18 protein-coding genes and 1 tRNA gene are annotated in these 17,235 nt (G+C 52.9%); 12 read left to right on the forward strand and 7 right to left on the reverse strand.

The window, feature by feature from the left end:
• Position 1: 1 nt before the first annotated feature.
• Positions 2-88 (reverse strand) — tRNA-Leu (locus tag WC5_RS11985).
• Positions 89-388: 300 nt separating this feature from the next.
• Entirely contained in the window at positions 389-1,420 is a 1,032-nt protein-coding gene (gene rsmC / locus WC5_RS11980; RefSeq protein WP_001272354.1) for a 16S rRNA (guanine(1207)-N(2))-methyltransferase RsmC, read from the reverse strand.
• Positions 1,421-1,522: 102 nt separating this feature from the next.
• Between rsmC and holD the strand changes: the two genes are divergently transcribed.
• From holD to WC5_RS11940, 8 genes are all read left to right on the forward strand, one after another.
• Positions 1,523-1,936 carry a DNA polymerase III subunit psi gene (holD, locus tag WC5_RS11975; RefSeq protein WP_000204035.1) on the forward strand — a complete coding sequence of 138 codons (414 nt, stop codon included), beginning with the start codon at positions 1,523-1,525 and terminating at the stop codon, positions 1,934-1,936.
• Positions 1,905-2,351, forward strand: a complete 447-nt coding sequence (rimI, locus tag WC5_RS11970) for a ribosomal protein S18-alanine N-acetyltransferase (RefSeq protein WP_001092450.1) — start codon at positions 1,905-1,907, stop codon at positions 2,349-2,351. Before holD ends, rimI begins: the two co-directional genes overlap by 32 nt.
• 14 nt (positions 2,352-2,365) lie before the next feature.
• Positions 2,366-3,043 (forward strand): pyrimidine 5'-nucleotidase, encoded by a 678-nt coding sequence (yjjG, locus tag WC5_RS11965; protein ID WP_000870713.1) that lies wholly within the window; start codon positions 2,366-2,368, stop codon positions 3,041-3,043.
• Between the two features lie 90 nt (positions 3,044-3,133).
• The gene (gene prfC / locus WC5_RS11960) at positions 3,134-4,723 is read left to right on the forward strand and encodes a peptide chain release factor 3 (protein WP_000175939.1); all 1,590 of its coding nucleotides are present in this window, start codon (positions 3,134-3,136) and stop codon (positions 4,721-4,723) included.
• Positions 4,724-5,125: 402 nt separating this feature from the next.
• Entirely contained in the window at positions 5,126-5,731 is a 606-nt protein-coding gene (gene osmY, locus WC5_RS11955) for a molecular chaperone OsmY (protein WP_010352664.1), read from the forward strand.
• Positions 5,732-5,846: 115 nt separating this feature from the next.
• A complete protein-coding gene (locus WC5_RS11950) occupies positions 5,847-6,008 on the forward strand; it encodes a DUF1328 domain-containing protein (protein ID WP_000490275.1) in 162 nt (53 codons plus the stop codon).
• A 121-nt stretch (positions 6,009-6,129) separates the two neighbouring features.
• Positions 6,130-7,203 (forward strand): patatin-like phospholipase family protein, encoded by a 1,074-nt coding sequence (locus tag WC5_RS11945; RefSeq protein ID WP_010352666.1) that lies wholly within the window; start codon positions 6,130-6,132, stop codon positions 7,201-7,203.
• The gene (locus WC5_RS11940) at positions 7,200-7,988 is read left to right on the forward strand and encodes a metal-dependent hydrolase (protein ID WP_000563039.1); all 789 of its coding nucleotides are present in this window, start codon (positions 7,200-7,202) and stop codon (positions 7,986-7,988) included. The genes WC5_RS11945 and WC5_RS11940 overlap by 4 nt, the downstream gene beginning before the upstream one ends.
• Positions 7,989-8,102: 114 nt before the next feature.
• On the opposite strand, the gene WC5_RS11935 is transcribed toward WC5_RS11940, so the two are convergent.
• Both WC5_RS11935 and WC5_RS11930 read right to left on the reverse strand, forming a co-directional pair.
• Complete coding sequence (locus WC5_RS11935; RefSeq protein WP_001088360.1) at positions 8,103-8,966, reverse strand: YjjW family glycine radical enzyme activase; 864 nt, start codon at positions 8,964-8,966, stop codon at positions 8,103-8,105.
• On the reverse strand, positions 8,938-10,488 hold the full coding sequence (locus tag WC5_RS11930) for a YjjI family glycine radical enzyme (RefSeq protein ID WP_001143198.1): 1,551 nt from the start codon (positions 10,486-10,488) through the stop codon (positions 8,938-8,940). The genes WC5_RS11935 and WC5_RS11930 overlap by 29 nt, the downstream gene beginning before the upstream one ends.
• A 257-nt stretch (positions 10,489-10,745) precedes the next feature.
• On the opposite strand from WC5_RS11930, the gene deoC reads away from it, so the two are divergent.
• The 4 genes from deoC (at position 10,746) to deoD (ending at position 15,048) form a co-directional block, all read left to right on the forward strand.
• Positions 10,746-11,525, forward strand: a complete 780-nt coding sequence (gene deoC, locus WC5_RS11925) for a deoxyribose-phosphate aldolase (protein ID WP_001298497.1) — start codon at positions 10,746-10,748, stop codon at positions 11,523-11,525.
• Positions 11,526-11,651: 126 nt separating this feature from the next.
• Complete coding sequence (deoA, locus tag WC5_RS11920; RefSeq protein WP_000477829.1) at positions 11,652-12,974, forward strand: thymidine phosphorylase; 1,323 nt, start codon at positions 11,652-11,654, stop codon at positions 12,972-12,974.
• 51 nt (positions 12,975-13,025) lie between these two features.
• A complete protein-coding gene (gene deoB / locus WC5_RS11915; protein ID WP_000816471.1) occupies positions 13,026-14,249 on the forward strand; it encodes a phosphopentomutase in 1,224 nt (407 codons plus the stop codon).
• A gap of 79 nt (positions 14,250-14,328) precedes the next feature.
• Positions 14,329-15,048, forward strand: coding sequence for a purine-nucleoside phosphorylase (deoD, locus tag WC5_RS11910; protein WP_000224882.1), 720 nt, complete (start codon positions 14,329-14,331; stop codon positions 15,046-15,048).
• A gap of 148 nt (positions 15,049-15,196) precedes the next feature.
• Here the strand turns inward: deoD and WC5_RS11905 are convergent, their stop codons facing one another.
• The 3 genes from WC5_RS11905 to WC5_RS25280 are packed head-to-tail and all read right to left on the reverse strand — an operon-like array spanning position 15,197 to position 17,180.
• Positions 15,197-15,460 (reverse strand): helix-turn-helix domain-containing protein, encoded by a 264-nt coding sequence (locus tag WC5_RS11905; protein ID WP_000566148.1) that lies wholly within the window; start codon positions 15,458-15,460, stop codon positions 15,197-15,199.
• A gap of 31 nt (positions 15,461-15,491) precedes the next feature.
• Positions 15,492-16,508 (reverse strand): lipoate--protein ligase, encoded by a 1,017-nt coding sequence (gene lplA / locus WC5_RS25275; RefSeq protein ID WP_000105892.1) that lies wholly within the window; start codon positions 16,506-16,508, stop codon positions 15,492-15,494.
• Positions 16,509-16,535: 27 nt separating this feature from the next.
• Positions 16,536-17,180 (reverse strand): YtjB family periplasmic protein, encoded by a 645-nt coding sequence (locus WC5_RS25280; protein ID WP_000124619.1) that lies wholly within the window; start codon positions 17,178-17,180, stop codon positions 16,536-16,538.
• Positions 17,181-17,235: the final 55 nt, after the last annotated feature.

Below are 17,235 nucleotides of genomic sequence, written 5' to 3' on the forward strand. Positions count from 1 at the left end.
TTGGTGCGAGGGGGGGGACTTGAACCCCCACGTCCGTAAGGACACTAACACCTGAAGCTAGCGCGTCTACCAATTCCGCCACCTTCGCATACCATCAATTCTTAAAAAGAATTGCTACCACGGAGGCGCATTCTAGTGGTTTTCAGCTTTTCGTCAATAGTTAATTATCGCCTGATGCGTAATTGTTGGAAAAATGGTCATCAGGAGGCTAACGTGCAGGTTTTGTATGTCGGATAAGGCGTTCACGCCGCATCCGACATGGCATGTGGCAATGGATGCCAGATGCGACGCTGGTGCGTCTTATCTGGCCTACAAAGGGCTAACGAGCAGGTTTGGTAGGTTGGATAAGGCGTTCACGCCGCATCCAACAAGGCTTGCGGCGAGAGACTTAACCTTTCTTCGCCTGGCGGGTCATAATGGCGCGATACACCTTGAAGCGTCCGGTTTGCGCGATCACTTCGTGGAAGCCAAATGTCTCATCCAGCACGTCCGGATAAGGCAGGAAGGCGTTCGCTACAATTCGCAACTCGCCGCCGCTATTAAGATGACGCACCGCACCGCGAATCAGCGTTTGTGCTGCATCCAGGCTGGTTTGCATCCCATCGTGGAACGGTGGGTTGGAGATGATCATATCAAAACGACCTTTCACCTCGGAAAAGACGTTGCTGGCAAAGACTTCACCTTCAACACCGTTAGCAGCAAGCGTCGCGCGGCTGGCTTCTACCGCCGGTGCAGAGACATCGCACAAGGTGAGACGAATCTTCGGCGAATGGCGTGCAAAGGCAACTGAAAGCACACCCGCACCGCAGCCGACATCCAGCACTTTGCCTTTTGTGTGCGGGGTTAACGTCGAGAGCAGCAACTGGCTGCCGACATCCAGACCGTCGCGGCTAAACACACCAGGCAGCGTTTTGACCGTCAGGCCATCGACGCTGTATTCGCCCCAGAATTTATCCGCATCAAACACCGGCTGTTTTTCCAGACGACCAAAATAGAGGCCACAGCGACGGGCGCTGTCTACCTTATTCAACGGCGCATAATCTGCCAGCATCTGCTCGGCGCTGCGCACGCCGCTGCGGTTCTCGCCAACGACGAAAATATCTGTCCCCACCGGCAGCAGAGAAAGTAAATTCATCAACTGGAACTGGGCTTCCGGTTTGTTCTTCGGCCAGTAGTAAATCAGCGTATCGCAATCTGCGACGTCATCTGCCGTGGCGACCAGACTAAAACGGGCATTATCTCCCATCTGGCGGCTTAATACCTGCCAGTGGTGGAATTGCTGGGTATGAGCACGACTGGTCGCGGTATCTAAACGCGCGGGCAGGTCATCCTGTAAGTCACCGGCAAACAGAATACGGCTTTGTTCGAAATCATCACTGTGGCGCAGCAAGACTTCACTTGCCGGGGTAAATGCAGACATGGAATGCTCCTCAATTGATACTGGCGGCGATTATAGCCATATGTTGGCGCGGTATCGACGAATTTGCTATATTTGCGCCCCTGACAACAGGAGCGATTCGCTATGACATCCCGACGAGACTGGCAGTTACAGCAGCTGGGCATTACCCAGTGGTCGCTGCGTCGCCCTGGCGCGTTGCAGGGAGAGGTCGCCATTGCGATCCCCGCACACGTTCGTCTGGTGATGGTGGCAAACGATCTTCCCGCCCTGACTGATCCTTTAGTGAGCGATGTTCTGCGCGCATTAACCGTCAGCCCCGATCAAGTGCTGCAACTGACGCCAGAAAAAATCGCGATGCTGCCGCAAGGCAGTCGCTGCAACAGCTGGCGGTTGGGTACTGACGAACCGCTGTCACTGGAAGGCGCTCAGGTGGCATCACCGGCGCTCACCGAATTACGGGCAAACCCAACGGCACGCGCCGCGTTATGGCAACAAATTTGCACATATGAACACGATTTCTTCCCTCGAAACGACTGATTTACCAGCGGCTTTCCACATTGAACAACGCGCCCACGCCTTTCCGTGGAGTGAGAAAACCTTTGCCAGCAACCAGGGCGAGCGTTATCTCAACTTTCAGTTAACGCAAAACGGCAAAATGGCGGCGTTTGCGATTACGCAAGTGGTGCTGGATGAAGCTACATTGTTCAATATTGCGGTCGATCCTGACTATCAGCGTCAGGGACTGGGAAGGGCGCTGCTTGAACATCTGATCGACGAACTGGAAAAACGCGGCGTGGCGACGCTATGGCTGGAAGTCCGTGCTTCAAATGCTGCCGCCATTGCCCTGTACGAAAGTTTAGGCTTTAACGAGGCGACTATTCGCCGCAATTACTACCCCACCACGGACGGTCGCGAAGACGCCATCATCATGGCGTTGCCAATCAGTATGTAAGACAAGGTGGAATAATGAAGTGGGACTGGATTTTCTTTGATGCCGATGAAACGCTGTTTACTTTTGACTCGTTCACCGGCCTGCAGCGGATGTTTCTTGATTACAGCGTCACCTTTACCGCTGAAGATTTTCAGGACTATCAGGCCGTTAACAAGCCACTGTGGGTGGATTATCAAAACGGCGCGATCACTTCATTACAGCTCCAGCACGGGCGTTTTGAGAGCTGGGCCGAACGGCTGAACGTCGAGCCGGGTAAACTCAACGAGGCCTTCATTAATGCGATGGCGGAAATCTGTACGCCGCTGCCGGGGGCGGTTTCCCTGCTTAACGCCATTCGTGGCAACGCCAAAATCGGCATCATCACCAACGGCTTTAGCGCCTTGCAACAGGTGCGTCTGGAACGCACGGGGCTGCGTGATTATTTCGATTTGCTGGTGATTTCCGAAGAAGTTGGCGTTGCCAAACCGAATAAGAAAATTTTCGATTATGCGCTGGAACAGGCGGGCAATCCTGACCGTTCACGTGTGCTGATGGTTGGTGACACCGCTGAGTCCGATATTCTCGGTGGCATCAATGCCGGGCTTGCGACCTGCTGGCTGAATGCGCACAATCGCGAGCAACCAGAAGGCATCGTGCCCACCTGGACCGTTTCTTCGTTGCACGAACTGGAGCAGCTCCTGTGTAAACACTGATTGCCTCCCCCCCGTTGATGGGTAAAATAGCCGCAATTTTTCGTTTTCAACAAGCGCGGCGCGATGCCGCTTACTCAAGAAGAAAGAATTATGACGTTGTCTCCTTATTTGCAAGAGGTGGCGAAGCGCCGCACTTTTGCCATTATTTCTCACCCGGACGCCGGTAAAACTACCATCACCGAGAAGGTGCTGCTGTTCGGACAGGCTATTCAGACCGCCGGTACAGTAAAAGGCCGTGGTTCCAACCAGCACGCTAAGTCGGACTGGATGGAGATGGAAAAGCAGCGTGGGATCTCCATTACTACGTCTGTGATGCAGTTTCCGTATCACGACTGCCTGGTTAACTTGCTCGACACCCCGGGGCACGAAGACTTCTCGGAAGATACCTACCGTACCCTGACGGCGGTGGACTGCTGCCTGATGGTTATCGACGCCGCAAAAGGTGTAGAAGATCGTACCCGTAAGCTGATGGAAGTTACCCGTCTGCGCGATACGCCGATCCTCACCTTTATGAACAAACTTGACCGTGATATCCGCGACCCGATGGAACTGCTCGATGAAGTTGAAAACGAGCTGAAAATCGGTTGTGCGCCGATTACCTGGCCGATTGGCTGCGGCAAGCTGTTTAAAGGCGTTTACCACCTATATAAAGATGAAACCTATCTCTATCAGAGCGGTAAAGGCCACACCATTCAGGAAGTACGCATTGTTAAAGGGCTGAACAACCCGGATCTCGACGCTGCGGTCGGTGAAGATCTGGCACAGCAGCTGCGTGACGAACTGGAACTGGTGAAAGGCGCGTCTAACGAGTTCGACAAAGAGCTGTTCCTTGCAGGTGAAATCACCCCGGTATTCTTCGGTACTGCGTTGGGTAACTTCGGTGTTGATCATATGCTGGATGGTCTGGTGGAGTGGGCGCCTGCGCCGATGCCGCGTCAGACCGATACCCGTACCGTAGAGGCGAGCGAAGATAAATTTACCGGCTTCGTATTTAAAATTCAGGCCAACATGGACCCGAAACACCGCGACCGCGTGGCGTTTATGCGTGTGGTATCCGGTAAATATGAAAAAGGCATGAAGCTGCGCCAGGTGCGTACCGCGAAAGATGTGGTGATCTCCGACGCGCTGACCTTTATGGCGGGCGACCGTTCGCACGTTGAGGAAGCGTATCCGGGCGACATCCTTGGTCTGCACAACCATGGCACTATTCAGATCGGCGACACCTTTACCCAGGGTGAGATGATGAAGTTTACCGGTATTCCGAACTTCGCACCAGAACTGTTCCGTCGTATCCGCCTGAAAGATCCGCTGAAGCAAAAACAGCTGCTCAAAGGGCTGGTACAGCTTTCCGAAGAGGGCGCGGTGCAGGTGTTCCGTCCCATCTCCAACAACGATTTGATCGTCGGTGCGGTTGGTATACTGCAGTTTGATGTGGTGGTGTCGCGCCTGAAGAGCGAATACAACGTCGAAGCGGTGTATGAGTCAGTCAACGTCACCACCGCCCGCTGGGTAGAATGCGCGGACGCGAAGAAATTCGAAGAGTTCAAGCGTAAGAACGAAAGCCAACTGGCGCTCGATGGCGGCGATAACCTTGCTTACATCGCCACCAGCATGGTTAACCTGCGCTTAGCGCAAGAGCGTTATCCGGACGTTCAATTCCACCAGACCCGCGAGCATTAATTCTTGCCTCCAGGGCGCGGCAGCCGCTGCGCCCTGTCAATTTCCCTTCCTTATTAGCCGCTTGCGGAATGTTCTTAAAACATTCGCTTTCGCTTATGTTTGCTCGCTTTTTAGCCGATACGGCGAGCGGTTTCAAAATTGTGATCTATATTTAACAAAGCAATGACATTTGTGTCGGCGTTAAATACCGTTATGTACGTAGGTAACAGTATTTAAAACCGTTAACTGTCATTCGATTGATATTAATAACTGATTCAGAAGCTGTAACGGTCGTTATTCATCACCCATCGCTTTTGTGATGGCGACCATTGACTTCTGTCGAGGGTGAAGTCTCTCCCTATTCAGCAATGCAACCTCGTGTTGCCTGGCTCAAATTACGAGCAAACATACAGGAATAAATCGATGACTATGACAAGACTGAAGATTTCGAAAACTCTGCTGGCTGTGATGTTGACCTCTGCCGTCGCGACCGGTTCTGCCTATGCGGAAAACAACGCGCAGACCACCAATGAAAGCGCAGGGCAAAAAGTCGATAGCTCTATGAATAAAGTCGGTAATTTCATGGATGACAGCGCCATCACTGCGAAAGTGAAGGCAGCTTTGGTGGATCATGAAAATATCAAGAGCACTGATATCTCTGTCAAAACCGATCAAAAAGTCGTGACGTTAAGCGGATTTGTTGAAAGCCAGGCACAGGCCGAAGAGGCAGTGAAAGTGGCGAAAGGCGTTGAAGGCGTGACCTCCGTCAGCGACAAACTGCACGTTCGCGACGCTAAAGAAGGCTCTGTGAAGGGCTACGCGGGTGACACCGCCACCACCAGTGAAATCAAAGCCAAACTGCTGGCGGATGACATTGTTCCTTCACGTAAAGTGAAAGTTGAAACCACCGATGGCGTGGTTCAGCTCTCCGGAACCGTAGATTCTCAGGCACAAAGCGACCGTGCTGAAAGTATCGCCAAAGCGGTAGATGGTGTGAAAAGCGTTAAAAATGATCTGAAAACTAAGTAATTCGTCGTAATTCGTCCTCCCGAACTTTGTCGGGAGGCGCGATGTGCACCACACTAAAAATATCGCATTGAGTGAATATCAAGCGGTGACATTAACTATGGTAAAGGAGAGGCTTATGTTTCGTTGGGGCATCATATTTCTGGTTATCGCGTTAATCGCCGCCGCACTTGGGTTTGGTGGTCTGGCCGGTACTGCAGCGGGTGCTGCGAAAATTGTCTTTGTCGTCGGGATTATTCTGTTCCTGGTGAGTTTGTTCATGGGCCGAAAACGACCCTAGATTTCAGACGATTAAGAAAATTTTATCCAAAGCCAGTCCAGCGGACTGGCTTTTGCGGTTTTAGCGAATAATAAATTGCGTTACTTTGTCATTCTTTCACTACAAAAACAGGAAGGCAGAGGTGGGGCAGCGAATACCTGTAACGCTTGGTAATATTGCGCCGTTGTCGCTAAGGCCGTTCCAGCCTGGACGAATTGCGCTGGTGTGTGAAGGCGGCGGGCAGCGTGGAATTTTCACGGCTGGTGTGCTGGATGAGTTTATGCGCGCGCAGTTTAATCCTTTCGATCTCTATTTTGGCACGTCCGCCGGGGCGCAAAATCTTTCGGCCTATATCTGCAACCAGCCTGGTTACGCGCGTAAAGTCATCATGCGCTACACCACAAAACGTGAATTTTTCGATCCAGTGCGTTTTGTCCGTGGAGGAAATCTTATCGATCTCGACTGGCTGGTGGAGGCGACTGCAAGCCAGATGCCGTTGCAGATGGATACCGCCGCGCGGTTGTTTGATAGCGGCAAATCGTTTTATATGTGCGCCTGCCGCCAGGACGATTACACGCCGAACTACTTTTTGCCAACCAAACAAAACTGGCTGGATTTGATTCGCGCCTCCAGTGCTATTCCCGGTTTTTATCGCACCGGAGTTTCACTTGATGGGATTAACTATTTTGATGGTGGCGTCAGCGATGCGATCCCGGTTAAAGAAGCGGCAAGACAGGGGGCGAAAACGCTGGTGGTGATCCGCACCGTGCCGTCGCAAATGTACTATACGCCGCAGTGGTTTAAACGTATGGAACGTTGGCTGGGTGACAGTAGCCTACAGCCGCTGGTCAATCTGGTGCAGCATCATGAAACCAGTTATCGCGCCATCCAACAATTTATTGAGAAACCGCCCGGCAAGTTACGCATTTTCGAAATTTATCCGCCGAAACCGTTGCATAGCATCGCGCTTGGCAGCCGGCTTCCGGCGCTACGCGATGACTATAAACTTGGGCGTTTATGCGGTCGCTATTTCCTGGCCACAGTCGGTAAAATGCTAACCGAAAAAGCACCGTTCACTCGCCATCTGGTGCCTGTGGCGACGCCGGAACCAATCGTCATTCCGCCTGCGCCAGTCGCCAACGATACGCTGGTTACCGAGGTGATAGACGCCCCGCAGGCGAATGACCCGACATTTAACAATGAGGATCTGGCTTGATTTGCCGTTTTATCGACACCCACTGCCATTTTGATTTTCCGCCGTTTAGCGGTGATGAAGAGGCCAGCCTGCAACGCGCGGCACAAGCGGGCGTAGGCAAGATCATTGTTCCGGCAACCGAGGCGGCAAATTTTGCCCGCGTGCAGGCGTTAGCGGAAAATTATCAGCCGCTGTATGCCGCATTGGGCTTGCATCCTGGTATGTTGGAAAAACATAGCGATGCGTCGCTGGAGCAGTTACAGCAGGCACTGGAAAGGCGCCCGCCGAAGGTGGTGGCAGTAGGGGAGGTAGGCCTGGATCTCTTTGGCGACGATCCACAATTTGATCGCCAACAGCGGTTGCTCGACGAACAACTGAAGCTGGCGAAACGCTACGATCTGCCGGTGATCCTTCATTCACGGCGCACGCATGACAAACTGGCGATGCATCTTAAACGCCACGATTTGCCGCGTGCTGGCGTGGTTCACGGATTTTCTGGCAGCCTGCAACAGGCCGAACGGTTTGTGCAACTGGGCTACAAAATCGGCGTAGGCGGCACTATCACTTATCCGCGAGCCAGTAAAACCCGCGATGTCATCGCAAAATTACCGCTGGTGTCATTGCTGCTGGAAACCGATGCGCCGGATATGCCGCTAAATGGTTTTCAGGGTCAGCCTAACCGCCCGGAGCAGGTCGCCCGTGTGTTTGCCGTGCTTTGTGAGTTACGCCCGGAACCAGCGGATGAAATTGCCGACGTGTTGCTTAATAACACGTATGCGGTGTTTAACGTGCCCGATGGCTGGTAAGGCCGTCCGTAAGTGAACACTGGTGCTGCTTGTTCCCCTCACCCTAACCCTCTCCCCAGAGGGGGTAGGGGACTGATTGTGCTTGATGTTGAGTTTTGCGACATCTCTGGCTTATCACAAATACAGCGCCGGAAATATCAATCGACTTACCCCGCGCTCCTTTAACGCGCCAGCCAACTGCTCAACATCTTCCGGCGTGGCGCTCGGCCAGCTTTGCGCCTCGCCATACACGCCGTGGGCATGAAACGCGTTCAGGCGTACCGGAACATCGCCAAGTCCCTTGATAAACGCCGCCAGCTCATCGATGTGTTGCAAATAATCCACCTGATTGGGGATTACCAATAAACGCAGTTCCGCCAGCTTGCCGCGCTCTGCAAGCAAACTGATGCTGCGCTTAATCTGTTGATTATCTCGTCCGGTTAACTGTTGATGACACGCGCTACCCCACGCTTTGAGATCGAGCATTGCGCCGTCGCATACCGGAAGCAATTTTTCCCAGCCGGTTTCGCTCAACATGCCGTTACTGTCCACAAGACAGGTGAGATGGCGCAATTGTGGATCATTTTTGATAGCAGTAAACAGCGCCACCACAAACGGCAGCTGCGTCGTGGCTTCACCACCGCTCACCGTTATCCCTTCAATAAACAACACCGCTTTGCGGATATGACTAAGCACCTCGTCCACGCCCATGGTTTGTGCCATCGGCGTGGCATTCTGCGGGCACATCTTCAGGCAGGTGTCGCACTGCTCGCAGACTGCAACGTTCCACATTACTTTGCCGTCGGCAATCTGCAACGCCTGATGTGGACACTGCGGCACACATTCCCCGCAATCATTGCAGCGTCCCATCGTCCACGGATTGTGACAATTTTTGCAGCGCAGATTGCAGCCCTGCAAAAACAGAGCCAGACGACTGCCTGGCCCGTCAACGCAGGAGAAGGGGATGATCTTACTGACTAAAGCGCATCTGCTGTTCATGGCTTATCACGCGCGGCTGGCGTTCCAGAATACGAGTGTTACGTGCAGCTTCTTCGCCCAGCCAGGTGGTATTGGTACGTGAACCTTCGGCACGATATTTTTCTAAATCCGACAAACGCACCATATAACCGGTAACGCGAACCAGATCGTTACCGCTGACGTTGGCGGTAAATTCGCGCATTCCGGCTTTAAAGGCACCGAGGCAAAGCTGTACCAGCGCCTGCGGATTACGTTTGATGGTTTCGTCGAGCGTCAAAATGTCGCTGATCCCGGAGTAATAATATGCATGATGCGGGGCGACGGTTTGCAGATGGGTGATTGGATCTGGCTCATCGCCATACGGCAGGCGCGCCCCCGGCGTGGTGCCGATATCGGAACTGATCCCCGACTGTGCGTGTAACATGGCGCGTTTTTGCCAGCCATATTTCACTGGCGTGCTGGCGACAAACTCCGCCAGTTGCGCGCTGATGCGATAACCCACTTCATTTGCGGCAGCTTCTTTACCGTAGCGCGCGGCAATCCCTTCTTTCTCGCACAGCAAGTTAACCGCTTCCGCCAGCCCGTACATGCCAAACATCGGCACAAAACGTTCAGGATCAATCAACCCTTCTTTGACCAGGAAGCTATTCTCAAAGAAGTGTGATTGTTGATAGAGAAATTCACATCGCGCATCGATGATGGCGATCTGCTGCTGGCAGTAGTGCGGTAGAGTGCGCGTAAAGAAGTCATCCAGCGATTCACTGCGCTCGGCAATGGCTTTCAGGTTAAGGCGTACCAGCGTACTGCCACCGCCAGCCAGCGGCAGCGAGTTGTAACAGCTTACGATCCCGTAACCCCCTTTTGTGAAAATTTTATCATGTACCGGACCGTTGGCGATGTGCGGTTTGCTACATTCACAAATGTTTTTTGCCACTTCCAGCAGCAGATCATCAGGAGTGATCTCAGGATCGTAGATAAAGGTCAGATTTGGTGAAACCTGCTTCAGCTCTGCATCTGCGCGTAAAATTGCACGGGTGATGGGGGAATCGGACGGGCCGATATTGGCATGCATAAAAGCGTCTGGCAGGGTTCTGTCGAGATAACGCCAGAAACGTTTTATTCGAATATCGATTTCGTATTGTGTTAGAATTTTAACATACGGTTGCAACAACGCATCCAGTTGCCCCAGGTAGACCGGCATTGATGTGACTGATGGGACATGGTGATAAATAATGGTCAGCAGGGAGAGCGCATCATCAAGATCTTTCGCGCCTTCCAGCTCCAGCCATTCAGAACCGTTCGCCAGAAAACGGGCGTAATCGGGTAAGACATAGCGCGGTTTATACGGCGCATGACCTTCAAACATATCGCAGATTACGCCTTCATCCAGCGCGCGGCGGGCTTCGGCAGGAAGCTGTGGGTAAGGCAGATTGTTTTCTGCTTCCAGCGCCAGAAAATGGCGCTTCTGCTCTGGGCTAAGTACCGGACTGGTGACAATTTGCTGGCAACGTTGTTGCAGCGCAATTTCATGAGAAGTGGGCATCTTCTTTTCCTTTTATGCCGAAGGTGATGCGCCATTGTAAGAAGTTTCGTGATGTTCACTTTGATCCTGATGCGTTTGCCACCACTGGCGCATTCATTTGAAAGTGAATTATTTGAACCAGATCGCATTACCGTAATGCAAATTTGTAAGTAGATTTTCTTAATTGTGATGTATATCGAAGTGTGTTGCGGAGTCGATGTTAGAATACTAACAAACTCGCAAGGTGAATTTTATTGGCGACAAGCCAGGAGAATGAAATGACTGATCTGAAAGCAAGCAGCCTGCGTGCACTGAAATTGATGGACCTGACCACTCTGAATGACGACGACACCGACGAGAAAGTGATCGCCCTGTGTCATCAGGCTAAAACTCCGGTCGGCAATACCGCCGCTATCTGTATCTATCCTCGCTTTATCCCGATTGCTCGCAAGACTCTGAAAGAGCAGGGCACCCCGGAAATCCGTATTGCTACGGTAACTAACTTCCCACATGGTAACGACGACATCGACATCGCGCTGGCAGAAACCCGTGCGGCAATCGCCTACGGTGCCGATGAAGTTGACGTGGTGTTCCCGTACCGTGCGCTGATGGCGGGCAACGAGCAGGTTGGTTTTGACCTTGTGAAAGCCTGTAAAGAGGCTTGCGCGGCAGCGAATGTACTGCTGAAAGTGATCATCGAAACCGGCGAACTGAAAGACGAAGCGCTGATCCGTAAAGCGTCTGAAATCTCCATCAAAGCGGGCGCTGACTTTATCAAAACCTCCACCGGTAAAGTCGCGGTGAATGCGACGCCTGAAAGCGCGCGCATCATGATGGAAGTCATCCGCGACATGGGCGTAGAAAAAACCGTTGGTTTCAAACCGGCGGGTGGCGTGCGTACTGCGGAAGATGCACAGAAATATCTCGCGATTGCAGATGAACTGTTCGGTGCTGACTGGGCAGATGCACGTCACTATCGCTTTGGCGCTTCCAGCCTGCTGGCAAGCCTGCTGAAAGCTCTGGGCCACGGCGACGGTAAGAGCGCCAGCAGCTACTAAGTAAGATGCTTTACGCCTGATGCGCTGCGCTTATCAGGCCTACGAGACGTATCTACCCGTAGGCCGGATAAGGCGTAGACGCATCCGGCAAAAGCCGCCTCATACTCTTTTCCACGGGAGGTTACCTTGTTTCTCGCACAAGAAATTATTCGTAAAAAACGTGATGGTCATGCGCTGAGCGATGAAGAAATTCGTTTCTTTATCAACGGCATTCGCGACAACACTATCTCCGAAGGGCAAATTGCCGCCCTCGCGATGACCATTTTCTTCCACGATATGACAATGCCGGAGCGTGTCTCGCTGACGATGGCGATGCGAGATTCAGGAACCGTTCTCGACTGGAAAAGCCTGCATCTGAATGGCCCGATTGTTGATAAACACTCCACCGGCGGCGTCGGCGATGTGACTTCGCTGATGTTGGGGCCAATGGTCGCGGCCTGCGGCGGCTATATTCCGATGATCTCTGGTCGTGGCCTCGGCCATACTGGCGGTACGCTCGACAAACTGGAATCAATCCCTGGCTTCGATATCTTCCCGGATGACAACCGTTTCCGCGAAATCATTAAAGATGTTGGCGTGGCAATTATCGGCCAGACCAGCTCACTGGCTCCGGCGGATAAACGTTTCTACGCAACCCGCGATATTACCGCAACCGTGGACTCCATTCCGCTGATCACCGCCTCTATTCTGGCGAAGAAACTTGCGGAAGGTCTGGACGCGCTGGTGATGGACGTGAAAGTGGGTAGCGGCGCGTTTATGCCGACCTACGAACTCTCTGAAGCCCTCGCCGAAGCGATTGTTGGCGTGGCTAACGGCGCTGGCGTGCGCACCACTGCGCTGCTCACCGATATGAATCAGGTCTTGGCATCCAGTGCCGGTAACGCGGTTGAAGTGCGTGAAGCGGTGCAGTTCTTGACGGGTGAGTATCGTAACCCGCGTCTGTTTGATGTCACGATGGCGCTGTGCGTGGAGATGCTTACCTCCGGCAAACTGGCGAAAGATGACGCCGAAGCGCGCGCGAAATTGCAGGCGGTGCTGGACAACGGTAAAGCGGCAGAAGTCTTTGGTCGTATGGTCGCGGCACAAAAAGGCCCGACTGACTTCGTTGAGAACTACGCGAAGTATCTGCCGACAGCCATGCTGACGAAAGCAGTCTATGCTGATACCGAAGGTTTTGTCAGTGAAATGGATACCCGCGCGCTGGGGATGGCAGTGGTTGCAATGGGCGGCGGTCGCCGTCAGGCATCTGACACCATCGATTATAGCGTCGGCTTTACTGATATGGCGCGTCTGGGCGACCAGGTAGACGGTCAGCGTCCGCTGGCGGTTATCCACGCGAAAGACGAAAACAGCTGGCAGGAAGCGGCGAAAGCGGTGAAAGCGGCAATTAAACTTGCCGATAAAGCCCCAGAAAGCACACCAACTGTCTATCGTCGTATCAGTGAATAATTGTATACTGATCTGATCATTTAAATTTGAAGCACTGAGTACGGAGAACATATGAAACGTGCATTTATTATGGTGCTGGACTCATTCGGCATCGGCGCTACAGAAGATGCAGAACGCTTTGGTGACGTCGGGGCTGACACCCTGGGTCATATCGCAGAAGCTTGTGCTAAAGGCGAAGCTGATAATGGTCGTAAAGGGCCACTGAATCTGCCAAATCTGACCCGTCTGGGGCTGGCGAAAGCACACGAAGGTTCTACCGGTTTCATTCCGGCAGGAATGGACGGCAACGCTGAAGTTATCGGCGCGTACGCATGGGCGCACGAAATGTCATCCGGTAAAGATACCCCGTCTGGTCACTGGGAAATCGCCGGTGTACCGGTTCTGTTTGAGTGGGGATACTTCTCCGATCACGAAAACAGCTTCCCGCAAGAATTGCTGGATAAACTGGTCGAACGCGCTAATCTGCCGGGTTACCTTGGTAACTGCCACTCTTCCGGTACGGTCATCCTGGATCAACTGGGCGAAGAGCACATGAAAACCGGCAAGCCGATTTTCTATACCTCCGCTGACTCAGTGTTCCAGATTGCCTGCCATGAAGAAACCTTTGGCCTGGATAAACTCTACGAACTGTGCGAAATCGCCCGTGAAGAGCTGACCAACGGCGGCTACAACATCGGTCGCGTTATCGCCCGTCCGTTTATCGGCGACAAAGCCGGTAACTTCCAGCGTACTGGTAACCGTCACGACCTGGCTGTTGAACCGCCAGCACCGACCGTGCTGCAAAAACTGGTTGATGAAAAACACGGCCAGGTGGTTTCTGTCGGTAAAATTGCGGACATCTACGCTAACTGCGGTATCACCAAAAAAGTGAAAGCGACCGGTCTGGACGCGCTGTTTGACGCCACCATTAAAGAGATGAAGGAAGCGGGTGATAACACCATCGTCTTCACCAACTTCGTTGACTTCGACTCTTCCTGGGGCCACCGTCGCGACGTCGCGGGTTATGCTGCGGGTCTGGAACTGTTTGACCGCCGTCTGCCGGAGCTGATGTCACTGCTGCGCGATGACGATATCCTGATCCTCACCGCTGACCACGGTTGTGACCCGACCTGGACTGGTACTGACCACACCCGTGAACACATTCCGGTACTGGTGTATGGCCCGAAAGTAAAACCGGGTTCGCTGGGTCACCGTGAAACCTTCGCGGATATCGGTCAGACTCTGGCAAAATATTTTGGTACTTCTGATATGGAATATGGCAAAGCCATGTTCTGATAATGGGTGCGGCTTGATGCCCTCACCCCGGCCCTCTCCCACAGGGAGAGGGTGAAAACATGTTGATAAGGATAAAACAATGGCTACCCCACACATTAATGCAGAAATGGGCGATTTCGCTGACGTAGTTTTGATGCCAGGCGACCCGCTGCGTGCGAAGTATATTGCTGAAACTTTCCTTGAAGATGTCCGTGAAGTGAACAACGTTCGCGGTATGCTGGGCTTCACCGGTACTTACAAAGGCCGCAAAATTTCCGTAATGGGTCACGGTATGGGTATCCCGTCCTGCTCCATCTACACCAAAGAGCTGATCACCGATTTCGGCGTGAAGAAAATCATCCGCGTGGGTTCCTGTGGTGCTGTTCTGCCGCACGTAAAACTGCGTGACGTGGTGATTGGTATGGGTGCCTGCACCGACTCCAAAGTTAACCGCATCCGTTTTAAAGACCATGACTTTGCCGCTATCGCTGACTTTGACATGGTGCGTAACGCGGTAGACGCGGCTAAAGCTCTGGGCGTTGATGCTCGCGTTGGTAACCTGTTCTCCGCTGACCTGTTCTACTCTCCGGACGGCGAAATGTTCGACGTGATGGAAAAATACGGCATCCTTGGCGTGGAAATGGAAGCCGCTGGCATTTACGGCGTAGCAGCAGAATTTGGTGCGAAAGCCCTGGCTATCTGCACCGTATCTGACCACATCCGCACTCACGAGCAGACCACTGCTGAAGAGCGTCAGACCACCTTCAACGACATGATCAAAATCGCACTGGAATCCGTTCTGCTGGGCGATAAAGAGTAATTGTTTTTCGCTGAAAGGCGATTGTCGTGTTCAGCCGGAGCGGGAGACTGCTCCGGCTTTTTAGTATCTATTCATCAATAGCAACTGATTTATAGATTTACTATTATTTTTCATGTGGATAGAAAATAAAATCCATTCAAGTATCTATTCATGTATGTTCAGCCGTCATCCAGGAAGGGCATATCAGCAACTCTGGCGGACAACCATAAATTCCTGCCATTTTGCTTTTGATGTTTGAGCTAAGCCGCTCCGTCTTTTCGATCCGTTTTAGAGAATTAATCGAGATACCTAACATTTTACTTAATTCAGCAAGCGATAATTTATGCCTGATACGCACAGCGGCTAGCCAGGAAATACGCTGGCTGAACATTAAGTTGATAATCTCCCGCTCCTGGTTTTCCAGATCGATCATATTTCCTTCCTTTGGTATTTTAATCAGCGAGTTACCGCACTGCCCCAGCCATCCACGCCGACAATTCCCGTAGCTCTTTTTCCTGTTCCGGGAAGTCAACCAACAGAGCTTCGCACTCTTGTTGCAGCATATCCGCGCGGTACAGACAGCCTTGCAGTCGCCCGGCGAGAGCTTCCAGCGGTGCGGGGTTGAGGCTATCGGTAAACACCTGAGCGCGGGTGATATGGCCTTTTTCAACGTCGAAGTGCAGTTCCACGCCGCCCCATGTGAAGCGTTCATCCAGCAGATGCGAAAATGCCGGAGCCTGACCGAAGTTCCACTCCCAGCTACTCTGGCGGGCAAAGGTTTCGGCGAAGTTTGGCAGGTCTGGCGTTTTGTCCGGGGAGATAATTTCCGCTTCTGTGCGTTCGCCATAATGGGCGAAAAAAGCCTCGGTTATGGCCTCGCAAATTTGCTCATGGGTAATTCCCGGTAGCAATTCGGTCAGATTGGTCACGCGGGAACGTACCGAGGTAATGCCTTTCGCCGCCAGTTTCTTTTTATCCGGATTGAGATAGTTTGCCAGGCGGCTAAGGTCGGCATTGAGCAGTAAAGTACCGTGGTGGAAGCCACGATCTTTGGTTTCGCGATAGGCCGAGCCTGAGACTTTGCGGTCGCCTTCGGCGGTTTTCACCACCAGATCGTTGCGCCCGGAGGCTTCGGCGGTGACGCCGAGTGCGTTCAGTGCATTGAGCACAATCGACGTGGAGATGGTTTTATCGTACTCCGGCTTGCCAGCCATAAAGGTAAAGCAGGTATTGCCGAGATCGTGGAACACCGCGCCACCGCCGCTACTGCGCCGCGCCAGTCGGACGTTATCTTCTTCCATCCGCCGGGTATTACACTCTTTCCACGGGTTCTGCGCGCGACCAATCACTACGGTGTCGGCATTGCGCCAGAGAAACAGAACGCGCTGCGTGGCGGGCATCTGGCGAAAAATACATTCCTCAACCGCCAGGTTAAACCACGGGTCGTAAGAGTCAGAAATAAGCAGGCGTAATGTGGACATAACGATTTCCTTTCTTGTAGTAATGGGTCACTCTTTTTTCTCGCTTTCTTCCTCTTCCGGCACCGGTTTGCTGGCGGTTAACAGGAAGGGGGATTGCTGCCAGCGGGTGCGCTTACCCTGCAACAACGTGCGGGTAAGCACCACACCGATTGCCAGCGAGAGCAGCAACATCAGGCGTAAAATGTTAGTGGTGTTATCCACCTGTTTGGCTTCGGTGGCGAGCGTATGGGTGTCGAGCGTCAGGCGCAGGTAGCCGAGCGGACCATTTCTCCCGGCAATCGGTTCGACAATCTGCTGGTTAAAATAGCCGCCCGCTTTTTTACCGTCGAGCGCCAGCCGATCGCGCACTTCGACGCTTTCGCCTGCGCGGGCGATAAGATCTCCTTGTTCGTCATACACGCCCGCGTCGAGGATGCGGCTTTCGTCTGTTAACTGGCTGAGGATTGCCTGAATGCGTTTTTCATCCGGAGAGTCGGTACGCATTAGCGGCGCAACGTTCAGCGTCACCTGACGCGCCAGGGTGCGGGCCAGTTCTTCAAGTTGCGGATTACGCTGTCGCTGGTGGTTTTGACTAAACCATGACGCCCCCTGCATCAGCGCCACTAACAAGGCGAGGCAGAACAGGACAATCACTGCCCGATGCAGCCGGAATTTCAGTTTTGTGCGAGCCATCTTCCACCCTTTGAAAATTTGAGACTTAATGTTGCCAGAAGCAATGGATACAAGG

Source organism: Escherichia sp. KTE114, assembly GCF_000407765.1.
In the GTDB taxonomy this organism is placed as follows: Bacteria; Pseudomonadota; Gammaproteobacteria; order Enterobacterales; family Enterobacteriaceae; genus Escherichia; species Escherichia ruysiae.